The sequence below is a fragment of the Thermoanaerobacter kivui genome, from assembly GCF_000763575.1.
In the GTDB taxonomy this organism is placed as follows: domain Bacteria; phylum Bacillota; class Thermoanaerobacteria; order Thermoanaerobacterales; family Thermoanaerobacteraceae; genus Thermoanaerobacter; species Thermoanaerobacter kivui.
In genome coordinates, this window is sequence record NZ_CP009170.1 from 2,118,164 (window position 1) to 2,132,321 (window position 14,158).

A 14,158-nucleotide genomic window follows, 5' to 3' on the forward strand; every position below is an offset into this window, starting at 1 on the left:
AAAAAGCCTATGCAAAAGTCATGCATAGGCTTTTTCAAGCTATATTTTGGGTGAACCTATTGTTTTTCTCTTTTTTAAAATATTTTTTATATCTATCGCTTCATATACATCTTTTTCTATCACATCGCTGAATTTTTTAAGTTCTTCAAGTGATAAATCTTCAATAGCTAAATTTCGTTCTAATGCATATAAAACTACTTTGCCTGCAATTTCATGAGCGGTCCTAAAAGGAATGCCTTTTTCTACAAGATAGTCCGCAAAATCTGTAGCATTCATATAACCATATTTTGCGGCTTTTTCCATGTTGTTAGGCTTTACTTTAATTGTTTTTATCATCTCAGTAAATACTTTCAAAGACATTTTTAAAGTGTCTATTCCATCAAACAAAGCTTCTTTATCCTCCTGCATATCTTTGTTATATGCAAGAGGGAGTCCTTTCATCACCGTAAGTATTGTAATCAAATCACCATAAACTCTCCCAGTTTTCCCCCTTATAAGTTCTGCTGCATCTGGGTTTTTCTTTTGCGGCATCATACTGCTTCCTGTTGAGAATCTATCGTCCATCTCAATAAAATCAAATTCTTTGCTGGACCACAAAATTAATTCCTCACAGAATCTGCTCAAATGCATCATTGTTATAGAAGCAAAGCTTAAAAATTCTATTACAAAGTCCCTATCGCTTACACCGTCCATGCTGTTTAAAGTTATATCATCGAACCCTAAAAGAGATGCCACGTATTTTCTATCAATATCAAAGGTGGTACCCGCAAGTGCACCGGAGCCCAAAGGCATTACATTGACTCTTTTCACCATATCCTCAAGCCTTGATAAATCTCTTTTAAACATTTCAACATAGGCAAGAAGATGATGGCCAAAAGTCACAGGCTGTGCCCTTTGCAAATGCGTATATCCCGGCATAATCGCCTTTTTATAAGTTTCAGCCATTTCTTTTAAGGTATCTATAAGTTTTATTAAATCCTCTTTTATTTTGTCTATCTCATCTCTCAAATAAAGCCTTTCATCCGTCGCAATTTGGTCGTTTCGACTTCTTCCTGTGTGAAGTTTGCGCCCTGTATCGCCTATTTTCTCAGTTAAAAGCCTTTCAACATAAGAATGAACATCTTCATCATTTGGTATCTCTCCAACATTGGTTTCATCAAGAATTTCCTTTAACCCTTTTTCTATTAAATTGAGTTCATCTTCTGTCAGCACTCCAGCTTTATAAAGTCCTTTTGCATGGGCAATTGAGCCTAATATGTCATGCTTTAGAAGCCTAATATCAAAAGAAATGGAGGAATTAAACTCCTCCATTAGTTTGTCCGTCTCGCTTTTAAACCTACCTCCCCACAGCTTCATCCATATCCTTCCTCTCCATTTCCATCAACGCCTTAATTTTTAAAGAAAGTCCAAAGAGATTTATGAATCCTTCTGCATCTTTTTGATTATAAACCTCATCTTTACCAAAAGTTACAAATTCTTCATTGTAAAGAGAATAAGGAGATTTTGCTCCTGCGTTTATGACATTTCCTTTATAAAGCTTTAGTCTTACAACACCCGTTACATTTTTTTGCGTTTCCTCCACAAAAGCGTCTAGCGCAGCTTTAAGTGATGAAAACCACAAACCGTTGTAAACAAGGTCTGCATATTTTTGTGAAACCAAATCCTTAAACCTCATTGTTTCCTTATCAAGCACAAGATATTCAAGTTCTTTGTGAGCAGCGTGAAGCAGTGTCCCTGCAGGAGTTTCATAAACACCGCGAGATTTCATCCCTACAAGCCTGTTTTCCACAATGTCGGCTATCCCCACACCGTTTCTTCCTGCAATTACGTTTAATTCTTCTATTAATTTGACGGGTTCTAAAGCTTTGCCGTTTACTTTAACAGGGATGCCCTTTTCAAATTCTATAAGCACATATTCTGGCTTATCTGGGGCTTTGTCAGGTGGGGTGATTATATTGTAAAGGTCACTTTTAGGCTCATTCCACGGGTCTTCAAGGTCGCCACCTTCATGGCTTACATGCCACAAGTTATTATCGACACTGTATATTTTTTCTTTAGTAACAGGGATTGGAATCCCTTTCTTTTTTGCATAGTCTATTTCATCTTCCCTTGATTTTAAATCCCATATCCTCCATGGTGCTATGATTTTTATTGAGGGGTCAAGAGCATGTATTGATACTTCAAACCTCACCTGGTCATTGCCTTTGCCTGTCGCACCATGGGCTATTGCTTTTGCACCCTCTTTGTGGGCAATTTCCACAAGTTTTTTGGCAATTAAAGGCCTCGCCATAGAAGTGCCTAAAAGGTATTTCCCTTCGTAAACAGCACCAGCCTTTAAAGTAGGGAATATATAATCTTTTACAAATTCTTCTTTTACGTCTTCGATATATACTTTGCTGGCACCACTTGCCAAGGCTTTATCTTTTATATATTTAAGTTCCTCTCCCTGTCCTACATCAATGCAAGCTGCTATTATCTCACATTCATAATTTTCTTTAAGCCATGGTATAATTACTGATGTGTCAAGTCCTCCTGAATAAGCAAGTACTACTTTTTCACCTTTTAACATTTTTAAACACTCCTCACAAAACCAAATTTTTAACATTATCCTTTTGTATTTCTTCATATTCGTTTATAGATAAAATAGACAAACCACTCACATTTACTTTTGCTACAGCATTTAATGCCGCCTTTATAGTATCTATAGATGTAAAGAGAGGAATTCTGTATTCCACTGCAGTTCTTCTTAACTTAAATCCTATATTATCAGGTTTTTTGCCTTTTGTCGGTGTATTTACTACAGTGTCAAAATATCCGTCTTTCAACAACTTTATTGCATTATCAAGAACCATAATATTTACATGAATACCCATCAAACTTAAATACTTACCTGTCCTGTATGTTGCATATATTTCATACCCTAAGCTCTGCAATTTTTCAACTAAAGATACTGCTTCTTGAAAATCTCTTTCCGCTATTGAAAGAAGAATCTTGCCTTTTTTAGGTATTTTAAGACCGGCTCCTTCTAAAGCTTTGTAAAGAGCTCCTTCATAACTTAAATCTATACCCATAATTTCTCCTGTTGATTTCATTTCAGGTCCTAATGAAACCTCAGTATCTGTCAATTTTTCCATGGAAAATACAGGAGCTTTCACAACCGTGTATGGAGCTTTAGGCCATAAACCGCCTTTATAACCTAATTCCTTTAATTTTTTACCTAGTGCAATTTCCACTGCCAGTTTCACCAGAGGTACACCTGTCGCTTTGCTCATAATAGGTACAGTACGTGAAGCTCTGGGATTTACTTCTAACACGTATACAGTGCCTTCTTTTACTGCAAATTGAATATTTATAAGTCCTTTTACATTTAAAGCTTTTGAAATCCTCTCTGTGTATTCGATAATAGTGTTTATCTCCCGTTCAGACAAATTTCTTGCAGGATATATTGAGAAACTGTCTCCTGAATGTACTCCAGCTCTTTCTATATGCTCCATTATTCCGGGTATTAGCACACACTCACCATCTGACACCGCATCAATTTCTACTTCTCTTCCATCTATATATTTATCTATTAAAATAGGTTTGCCTGGAGATATTTCTGTCGCATGTTTTACATAGTCAATCAGTTCTTGAAGTGTGTTAACTTTTTCCATAGATTGACCACCTATAACATACGAGGGCCTTACAAGAAGTGGAAAACCAAGTTTTAGCGCAATATCTTTTGCATCTCCTACTGTCAAGGCATAATCGCCTTTAGGTTGATTGATGTTTAGCTCTTTTAAAAGTTTTGAGAACTTTTCCCTGTCTTCACTTATATCAATGCTTTCATAGGAAGTGCCTAATATTTTTACTCCGTTTTTGACTAACCCTTCTGTAAGATTTATTGCTGTCTGGCCGCCAAACATTACCATTACACCGAGGGGTTTTTCTTTCTCGTATATGTTTAAAACATCCTCCAATGTAATAGGCTCAAAGTACAGCCTGTCACCTGTATCAAAATCTGTACTGACAGTTTCAGGATTGTTGTTTATTATGATGGATTTGATTCCTGCATCTCTTAAAGCCCACAAGGCTTTAACAGAACAGTAATCAAACTCAATTCCCTGACCAATTCTTATGGGTCCAGAGCCTATTACAATTACTTTTGGTATATCATGGATTTCAACTTCATCTTCTTCACCATAAGTGGAATATATATATTGTGTGACGGATTCAAACTCTGCTGCACAGGTATCTACCATTTTATAGGAAGGATATATGCTATATTCTTTTCTTAATGCTCTCACATCTTCTTCTTTAATTCCCTTTATTGTTGCAATTTCTCTGTCTGAAAATCCCATTCTCTTTGCTTTTTTAAGAATCTCTTCCCTTAACTCATTTTTCTCTATTTCCCTCTCCATATTTATAATATTTAAAAGCTTATTTAAAAACCATTTGTCTATTTTTGTAACGTCATTAATATAATCAATGTCTATATCGCAGCGAAGAGCTTCTGCTATATAAAATAGCCTCATGTCATTAGGAACTGATATGCCTTTTAGTATTTCTTCTGTTTTCATGCCTTTTATATTGTTTAATCGAAGGCCGTAAGCTTTTATCTCTAATGACCTTACGGCCTTCAAAAGGGAGGCTTCAAAAGACCTTTCAATTGCCATTACTTCTCCTGTCGCCTTCATCTGTGTACCTATTTTTCTATCAGTAGTATAAAATTTGTCAAAAGGCCATCTCGGTATTTTTGTCACAACATAATCCAGTGCAGGTTCAAAAAATGCAGTTGTTTTACCTGTTACAGGATTTTTTATTTCATCAAGTCTAAGCCCTATTGCAATTTTTGCAGCAACCTTTGCAATAGGATAACCTGTCGCTTTTGATGCCAGTGCGCTTGAACGACTAACCCTTGGGTTTACTTCTATAACATAGTATTTGTGGCTTTGGGGATCTAAAGCAAATTGGATATTACATCCTCCCTCAATTTTTAAAGCCTTGATTATTTTAATGCTTGCACTTCTTAACATTTGATATTCGTAATCTGACAAAGTCTGCACTGGCGCTACGACTATACTATCTCCTGTGTGAACTCCTACTGGATCAAAATTTTCCATGCTACAGATGGTAATACAATTATCATCAGCATCTCTCATTACCTCAAACTCTATTTCTTTCCATCCGTACAGAGATTTTTCAACAAGCACTTCTCCAACCATGCTTTTTTTAAGGCCTAAATCTACAATCGATATAAGTTCCTCATCATTGTTGGCTATACCACCGCCTGTACCTCCGAGTGTATATGCAGGCCTTATTATCAAAGGATAACCGTAATTTTTAGCAAATTTTAAGGCATCCTCTACATTTGTGACTGTGATACTTTCAGCAACTGGCTCCTCTATTTCCTGCATTTTTCTTTTAAAAAGTTCTCTGTCTTCTGCAGTTTTTATTGACTCAAAAGAAGTTCCCAAAAGTTTTACATTGTATTTGTCTAAAATTCCCTCTTCTTCGAGTTTGACAGCAAGATTGAGCCCTGTCTGTCCTCCCAAGGTAGCAAGAATTCCATCCGGCCTTTCTTTTGCTATTATTTTTTCAACTACGGGAGCAGTAGGATTTTCAATATAAACAATATCTGCTATATCAGTGTCAGTCATTATGGTAGCTGGATTGTTGTTTACCAGAACAACTTGTACGCCTTCTTCTTTTAAGGATTTACAGGCTTGGGTTCCTGAATAATCAAACTCTGCTGCTTGCCCTATTATAATAGGGCCTGAGCCTATTACCAGAACCTTACTAATATCCTTATACTTCGGCAAAATAAGACCTCCTTTTGTAAACCATGACTATATCCATGAATTTATCAAAAATATCTGTTGAATCACGGGGTCCAGGACATGCCTCAGGATGATACTGCACAGAAAAAACTGGCAGAAACTTATGCATAATGCCTTCTACTGTTCCATCGTTTAAGTTTATATGGGTTACAGTTATCTTGTTTTTATCTATTGACTCCTCTTCAACAGCGTATCCGTGGTTTTGAGAAGTTATATAGTCTTTATTTGTTAGTAAATCCTTAACAGGTTGATTTGCACCTCTGTGGCCAAATTTCATCTTTACTGTATTGCATCCAAGAGCAAGGGCTATTATTTGATGCCCTAAGCATATTCCAAGCACAGGTTTTATACCCATAAAGTGTTTAGTAAGTTCTATTGCATAAACTGCATCTTTAGGGTCACCCGGTCCATTTGAAAGAAATATTGCATCGGGATTTATTTGCATAACATCATCATAACTTGCATTGTAAGGAAACACATAAATGTCAAATCCAACTGAATTTAGCATTTTTAAAATGCTCTTTTTTGTGCCAAGGTCAATAAAGGCAAGTTTTGGACCAATACCCGCTATACGGTATAACCTTTTTGTAGAAACTTCTTCTAAAAGATTTGTTTGGTCAAATTCTATGTCGTCGTCAGGGTTACAAGTTATAATTCCTCTCATAGTTCCATTTTCTCTAAGCTTTTTTGTCAAAGCCCTTGTATCAACACCTGATAATACCGGTATGTTGTGCTCATCAAGATAGCTCAAAAGCGACTTCTCACTCTGGAAATTACTAGGCTTATCACAATATTCCCGTATCACAAACCCCCTTATATAAGGCTTTTCTGATTGAAAGTCGTATTTGTTAATACCATAATTTCCTATTAAAGGATATGTCATGACAACTATTTGGCCTGCATAGGAAGGATCTGTTATGGCTTCTTGATAGCCTGTCATCCCTGTGGTAAAAACAACTTCTCCATATCCTTTTTTGTTTTTGCTTATTAACTTGCCTTCAAATATGCTTCCATCCTCAAGTTTTAAATAACCTTTCATGCTAAAACCCCATTTCACAAAGTACATCCTCCAGTATTATTAACGCCGTATCTATTTCCTCTTCTGTCACAGTAAGAGGAGGAACAAATCTTAAAACATTGTGGCTGATACAATTTATAAGTAAGCCTTTTTCCATTGCCTTTGTCACAATATCCGGCGCCTCTTCCATATCCATTTCGCAGCCTATCATAAGGCCTTTTCCTCTCACTTCTTTTATGACACTGTATTTCTCCTTTAAATTTTTAAGTTTTCTCCTAAAATACTCGCCTTTTTGAGCTACACTATCTAAAAAGCCTTCCTTTGTTATTTCATTCATCACTGCAATTCCTGCGGCGCAAGCTAAAGGACTCCCGCCAAATGTGGAGGCATGGTCTCCCGGTTGAAAAACAGCTTTATCCTCTTTTGCGACAATAGCTCCTATTGGGAAGCCTCCTCCCAATCCCTTTGCTAAAGTCATAATGTCAGGAGTTATGCCGTAATGTTCATATCCAAAAAGTTTTCCCGTCCTTCCTATACCTGTCTGAACTTCGTCTATTATAAAGAGAATGTCATTTTCATCACATATTTCTCTTGCTGCCTTTATATACTCCGGTGTAGCTTCATGGATACCACCTTCGCCTTGCACTACTTCCAGCATAATTGCACACACTTCATCATCAATTGCTTCATAAAGAGCGTCAATATCATTAAAAGGTACATATTTAAAACCAGAAAGAAGTGGGCCAAAACCTTTGTGATATTTCTCTTGACCTGTCGCAGTAAGTGCCCCAAAAGTTCTACCGTGAAAAGAATTTTTGGCAGATATAACTTTATACCTTTTATCACCGTATTTTAATGAGGCATATTTTCTGGCAAGTTTTATGGCGCCTTCATTTGCTTCTGCACCGCTGTTTGCAAAAAATACTCTATCTCCAAAGGAGTTTTCCGCAATTATCTTTGCAAGTTGTATCTGATTCTCATTCCAATAAAGATTAGAACAGTGTATAAGTTTTTCGGATTGGTTCTTTATAGCATCAACTAATGCCGGATGACAATGCCCCAGTGAATTTACTGCAATGCCTGCAACAAAATCGAGATAAACATTCCCTTTGTCATCCCACACTTTTGTCCCTTTTCCCTCTACCAGGGTAATAGGGTATCTGCTGTAAGTATTCATTAGATATTTCTTATCCTCAGAGGTTATCATCGTCAAAACATTCCTTTCCTATCATAGTACCTATTCCTTCATCAGTAAAAATTTCAAGAAGCAATGAATGTGTAAGCCTTCCGTCAATGATGTGAGCTCTTTTCACGCCATTTTCAACAGCTTTTATGCAACATTCAAGTTTTGGTATCATTCCACCGTTTATGCGTCCCGAATTCATAAATTCTTTTGCATGCTCTAAGTCCATTCGGGATATTAGGCTACTTTTATCATTTATATTTGATAGAATTCCTTCGACATCTGTAAGTAAAATTAGTTTTTCAGCCTTTAATGCTTCTGCGATTTTTCCTGCTGCAGTATCCGCATTTACATTGTATGTTTTGCCGTCATCTCCGAAAGATGTCGGTGCAATAACAGGTATATAGCCTTTTTCCAGCATCATCGTTATTACATCTATGTTTACATCTACAATTTTTCCTACGTATCCTATGTCGCCGTTTGAGGTATCTTTTTCCGCCTTTAAAAGTCTCCCATCTTTCCCGCTTACGCCAATCGCCTGGCCCCCTAGTTCATTGATCAAGGATACAATTTCCTTATTAATGCGCCCCACTAGTACCATTTCAACAACTTCCATAGTTACCTCGTCAGTAACCCGCAGTCCCTTCACAAACTTTGACTCTATGCCTAATCTTTTTAGCATGTTATTTATTTCTGGTCCACCGCCATGTACAACTACGGGGTTTAATCCTACAAATTTCATCAATACAATGTCCTGCATTACCATTCTTTTTAAATTGCAGTCTAACATTGCACTTCCACCGTATTTTATTACAACTGTCTTGCCGGAGAACTTTTTAATATAAGGGAGTGCTTCTATTAAAACATGGGCTTTTGCGATTTCGTCACCATATTTTTGCTTTCTAATCATGTTCTATAACTCCCGTTAATTTTTACATAATCATAACTTAAGTCGCACCCCCACGAAGTCGCACTATATTCCCCGGCCTTCATATCTACGGTTACAATAATCTCATTCTCTTCCAAAATTTCTTTGGCTAAAGCCTCATCAAAAAAGATGTATCCGCCGTTTTCACAAACTTTAACCTCTCCCTTCACGCTTTTTAAATATATGTCAACTCTACTTACGTCAAAATCTGCCCCTGAATACCCCACTGCCGCGAGAATCCTTCCCCAGTTGGCATCTTCACCGAATATAGCTGTCTTTACAAGATTTGAGTTTACGATAGACTTTGCAGCTAATCTTGCATCTTTTTCAGTTTTTGCATTTATTACATTTACTTCCATGAATTTAGTTGCTCCTTCCCCATCCTTCACAATAAGTTTTGCAAGAGTTTTATTCACATACTCTAAGGCTTTATAAAACATATCAAATTCATGAGTCCCTTCTTCTATTGTTTTGTTTTGCGCTTCCCCATTTGCAAGTATTATCGCTGTATCATTTGTGCTCATATCTCCATCAACAGAAATCATGTTATAAGTTTTGTCTACAGTTTCTTTAAAAGCTTTATTTAATGCAACCTTAGTTATATTAGCATCTGTAAGTATAAAAGAAAGCATTGTGGCCATATTTGGATGTATCATACCTGACCCTTTCGCAAATCCTGTCATTGTAACAATTTTACCTTCTATTACAAACTTGGCTGTCACACCTTTTAAAAAGGTATCTGTTGTCATTATAGCTTCAGCCGCCTGGTACCCACCCTCTATTGAAAGATTTTCTGCCGCAGCCTCAATCCCTTTTAAAACTTTTTCCATAGGAAGAGGTACTCCAATAACTCCTGTAGAACATACCAGCACATTTTCTTCATCTATTTTAAGAAGTTGTGACACTTTCCTTGCCATGTTAACTGCGTCCTTGAATCCTTTTTCTCCTGTGCATGCATTGGCATTACCACTGTTTATAATAATCGCCTGTGCCTCTCTTTTTTCTATATTTTTCATATCAAGAAGGACTGGCGCCGCTTTAACCTTATTCGTTGTAAATACTGCTGCTGCATTTGCCACTTTTTCAGAATATATAAGTGCAACATCTTTTTTGCTTTTTTTAATCCCTGCAAAAATTCCCGAAGCCAAAAAGCCCTTCGGCAGTTCGATGCTTCCTTCTAAAACATCAAACTCTTCCATCATTCAATCCTCCACATTCTTCTATTTTTATTTATGGATATACAGCAATCATATCAAGCCCAGTTTTTTCCTCTATTCCAAAAATGATATTCATATTTTGCACTGCCTGCCCCGACGCACCTTTGACGAGATTGTCAATCACAGACATCACTATAAGGGTATTGGCGTGTTTATCAACTTCAAACCCTATGTGACAAAAATTCGACCCATAAACATTTTTTGTTGCTGGGTAATTGCCTGGTTTCAACACTTTTACAAAATATTCATTTTTATAAAAATCAGCATAAATGTCATAAACAGTGTCTATATTAACCTCTTTTTTTAATTTACAATACATAGTACTTAAAATTCCTCTTGTCATTGGCGCAAGGTGGGGAGTAAACACAACTGACACTTTTTCTCCGGAAGCTTTTGAAAGCTCTTGCTCCATCTCTGGGATATGTCTATGCTTTGCAACATTATACGCTTTTATGTTTTCATTGCATTCTGCATACATATTGTTATGTGAGGGATTGTGACCTGCCCCTGATACACCTGACTTTGAATCAACAATTACATTCCCCTCTATTATGCCATTTTTCAAAAGAGGCATAAGTCCCAAAATAACACTTGTAGGGTAACATCCAGGATTTCCTACAACTTGAGCCTCTTTTATTTTTTCTCTGTAAACTTCCGGAAGACCATATACCCTTTTAATACCTTCATAATTTTCATAATCTCCACCATACCATTCTTTGTAGACGGAATACTCATCAAATCTAAAGTCAGCTCCTAAGTCAATCACCTTTACTCCTTTTTTTACAGCTTCTCTGGCAATTTTTGAAGCATGACCTGAAGGCAAAGCCGTAAATATGACATCGCACTCTGACATTCCCTTTTGGAAGTCTACCTCTTCCAACACTTTGTCGCAAAAACCAATAAGGGATGAATAAACATCTGAAATTGCTTTGGTATTATAACTTTGAGAAGAAAGATATTTTATCTCTACTTTTTCATGCTTTGAAAGTATTCTTATAAGTTCGACCCCCGTATAACCCGTTGCCCCAAATATTCCTACCCTCACCATTTAAAGTGCCTCCTTCTTTTACATCCTCTGTCATTTATTAATATATATACGCTTTAATTTATATTTATGCATAAAGTGTTAAAAAAATATTTCCCTTCATAAATACAATATTTAATTTATAATTATACAACTTTTATTTTACATTATACCACCATAAAAAATTTTTTCAAGAGTTTTTTCATAAAAAATTTCGTTAAATTATTTCGGTTAGTTGTATAATTAAATGCAACAGATAAAAAAATAGAAACCATAGTGAAAATCGTGTATGATATAGGTGTCAACTAAACATCATACAAGGAGGATTTTCACTATGGTTCATAATAATTGTACCACAAAAAAGCGTTCTTTTAAACATTTAAGTAGCTATGAACGAGGAGAAATCTATGCATTACTCAAGGAAGGAAGGAGCATTCGGTATATTGCTAAAAAACTTAATCGATCTCCAAGTACTATAAGCCGTGAAATTAAACGTGGAACTACTACACAACTTAGAAGTGATTTGTCTTCTTATACAAGCTATTTTCCTGAAACTGGTCAGGCTGTCTACGAAAAAAATCGTTCAAATTGTGGAGCTAAATTTAAAGCAGCTAAAGCAGAAGATTTTTTGAAATATGCTGAAAATAAAATATTAAATGAAAAATGGTCACCAGACGCAGTTGTAGGTTATTGTAAGAAGGACCCAAGTTGGAATAATAAAACCATTGTTTGTACTAAAACACTCTACAACTATATAGATAGAGGATTATTAAAAGTTAAAAACATTGATTTACCTTTAAAACTACGCTTAAAACCAAGGAAGAAACAAAACCGTAAAAATAAACGTATTATGGGTAAAAGTATTGATTTTAGGCCTAAAGAAGTTGAAAGCCGCGAAGTTTTTGGACATTGGGAAATAGATACGTTAATTGGCAAGAAGTCTAATGACAAGGTCCTTTTAACATTAATAGAGCGTAAGACTCGCCATGAAATAATATTACTATTGGATACAAAAGACAGTAAATCTGTTAAAGATGCACTATCAAAATTAAAAGATATGTTTGGTGACAATTTAAGCAAGGTCTTTAAAACAATAACATCTGATAATGGTACAGAGTTTAGTGATTTAGAAAGTGCTCTTTTAGAATATGGCGTAGAAGTATATTATACACATCCATATTCATCTTGGGAAAGAGGTACAAATGAACGACATAATGGTCTTATACGACGTTTTATCCCTAAAGGAAAAAGTATTAGAGATTTATCTATAGATACGATAAAGAGAGTAGAAAATTGGCTTAATAACCTTCCACGAAAATTGTTAAATTATAAAACACCTAAAGAATGCTTTTATGAGGAACTGGCAAAAATTTGTTAAGCCCATCTCTTATAAAGTATAGAGCTCGTTCGTGATTTGTCAAGGGGCAGGCTTCGCCTGACTTAAACCCTTGACAAATCACGACCTTCGCTCAATTTGTTAACTAAGATGGGCTTAAGGTTATATATGATTTGTTCCAAATCCTATATCTACATGATTTTCATTAGGTGTTGCATTTAATATTGCAATTTATAGTTAAATTATTTCGCAAAAATAAAAAATAATTATTGACAAATCTCTAACGATGTGTTATTTTATAATTGTATTTGTATACTGTATATTGTATGTTGTATACTGTATTTATAATTAACGGGTAAGTTAGGATTCTCACTAATAACTTACCTAGTATTTTAGGAGTTGTTTTAAATAATGAAAGGTTTTGCAATGCTCAGTATCGGTAAGGTTGGCTGGATTGAGGTAGAAAAGCCTAATCCAGGGCCCTTTGACGCTATCGTAAGACCCCTAGCTGTGGCCCCCTGCACTTCGGACGTTCATACCGTTTTTGAAGGTGCTATTGGCGAAAGACATAACATGATACTCGGTCACGAAGCTGTAGGTGAAGTAGTTGAAGTAGGTAGTGAGGTAAAAGATTTTAAACCTGGTGATCGCGTTGTTGTACCAGCTATTACCCCTGATTGGCGAACCTCTGAAGTACAAAGAGGATATCACCAACACTCTGGTGGAATGCTGGCAGGCTGGAAATTTTCGAATATAAAAGATGGTGTTTTTGGTGAATTTTTTCATGTGAACGATGCTGATATGAATTTAGCACATCTGCCTAAGGAAATTCCATTGGAAGCTGCAGTTATGATTCCCGATATGATGACTACTGGCTTTCACGGAGCCGAACTGGCAGAAATAGAATTAGGTGCAACGGTAGCGGTTTTGGGTATTGGTCCAGTAGGTCTTATGGCAGTCGCTGGTGCCAAATTGCGGGGTGCTGGAAGAATTATTGCAGTAGGCAGTAGACCTGTTTGTGTAGATGCTGCAAAATACTATGGAGCTACTGATATTGTAAACTATAAAAATGGTCCTATCGAAAGCCAGATTATGGATTTAACGGAAGGCAAAGGTGTTGATGCTGCCATCATCGCTGGAGGAAATGCTGACATTATGGCTACAGCAGTTAAGATTGTTAAACCAGGCGGCACCATCGCTAATGTAAATTATTTTGGCGAAGGAGATGTTCTGCCTGTTCCTCGTCTTGAATGGGGTTGCGGCATGGCTCATAAAGCTATAAAAGGCGGTTTATGCCCTGGTGGACGTCTAAGAATGGAAAGACTGATTGACCTTGTTTTTTATAAGCGTGTCGATCCTTCCAAACTCGTCACTCATGTTTTTCAAGGATTTGATAATATTGAAAAAGCTCTAATGCTGATGAAAGATAAACCAAAAGACCTAATCAAACCTGTTGTAATATTAGCATAAAAATGGGGGCTTAGTCCCCCCATTTTTATGTTGATAAAGCTAAATACAACGGTTTTTTTTGTGACACATCGGCCTTTTGTTAAAAAATAACAATAAATAGTTATTTTCGTAACATTTTTATTGTCATTAATACTAATAATATCTTCGAAAGTGATAAAATATT

The 14,158-nt window shown here is 36.2% G+C and carries 10 protein-coding genes; 2 read left to right on the forward strand and 8 right to left on the reverse strand.

The window, feature by feature from the left end; genetic code table 11:
• Nucleotides 1-39 precede the first annotated feature (39 nt).
• From argH to argC, 8 genes are read right to left on the reverse strand one after another with little or no spacing between them, the layout of a single operon-like run.
• Nucleotides 40-1,356 carry an argininosuccinate lyase gene (gene argH, locus TKV_RS10820; protein ID WP_049685937.1) on the reverse strand — a complete coding sequence of 439 codons (1,317 nt, stop codon included), beginning with the start codon at nt 1,354-1,356 and terminating at the stop codon, nt 40-42.
• Nucleotides 1,337-2,569: an argininosuccinate synthase gene (locus TKV_RS10825; protein ID WP_049686288.1), complete on the reverse strand. Its 1,233-nt coding sequence runs from the start codon at nt 2,567-2,569 to the stop codon at nt 1,337-1,339. Before TKV_RS10825 ends, argH begins: the two co-directional genes overlap by 20 nt.
• A gap of 13 nt (nt 2,570-2,582) precedes the next feature.
• Nucleotides 2,583-5,801: a carbamoyl-phosphate synthase (glutamine-hydrolyzing) large subunit gene (gene carB / locus TKV_RS10830; RefSeq protein WP_049685938.1), complete on the reverse strand. Its 3,219-nt coding sequence runs from the start codon at nt 5,799-5,801 to the stop codon at nt 2,583-2,585.
• Nucleotides 5,788-6,858, reverse strand: coding sequence for a glutamine-hydrolyzing carbamoyl-phosphate synthase small subunit (carA, locus tag TKV_RS10835; RefSeq protein WP_049686289.1), 1,071 nt, complete (start codon nt 6,856-6,858; stop codon nt 5,788-5,790). The genes carB and carA overlap by 14 nt, the downstream gene beginning before the upstream one ends.
• A 1-nt stretch (nt 6,859) precedes the next feature.
• Complete coding sequence (locus TKV_RS10840) at nt 6,860-8,044, reverse strand: acetylornithine transaminase (RefSeq protein ID WP_049685939.1); 1,185 nt, start codon at nt 8,042-8,044, stop codon at nt 6,860-6,862.
• Nucleotides 8,031-8,930 (reverse strand): acetylglutamate kinase, encoded by a 900-nt coding sequence (gene argB / locus TKV_RS10845; protein ID WP_049685940.1) that lies wholly within the window; start codon nt 8,928-8,930, stop codon nt 8,031-8,033. Before argB ends, TKV_RS10840 begins: the two co-directional genes overlap by 14 nt.
• A complete protein-coding gene (argJ, locus tag TKV_RS10850; RefSeq protein WP_049685941.1) occupies nt 8,927-10,147 on the reverse strand; it encodes a bifunctional glutamate N-acetyltransferase/amino-acid acetyltransferase ArgJ in 1,221 nt (406 codons plus the stop codon). Before argJ ends, argB begins: the two co-directional genes overlap by 4 nt.
• A 31-nt stretch (nt 10,148-10,178) precedes the next feature.
• Entirely contained in the window at nt 10,179-11,213 is a 1,035-nt protein-coding gene (gene argC, locus TKV_RS10855; protein WP_049685942.1) for an N-acetyl-gamma-glutamyl-phosphate reductase, read from the reverse strand.
• A 310-nt stretch (nt 11,214-11,523) separates the two neighbouring features.
• On the opposite strand from argC, the gene TKV_RS10860 reads away from it, so the two are divergent.
• The gene (locus TKV_RS10860) at nt 11,524-12,567 is read left to right on the forward strand and encodes an IS30 family transposase (RefSeq protein ID WP_049685865.1); all 1,044 of its coding nucleotides are present in this window, start codon (nt 11,524-11,526) and stop codon (nt 12,565-12,567) included.
• A 369-nt stretch (nt 12,568-12,936) separates the two neighbouring features.
• Complete coding sequence (locus tag TKV_RS10865) at nt 12,937-13,995, forward strand: NADP-dependent isopropanol dehydrogenase (RefSeq protein WP_049685943.1); 1,059 nt, start codon at nt 12,937-12,939, stop codon at nt 13,993-13,995.
• The last annotated feature ends 163 nt before the right edge of the window (nt 13,996-14,158 follow it).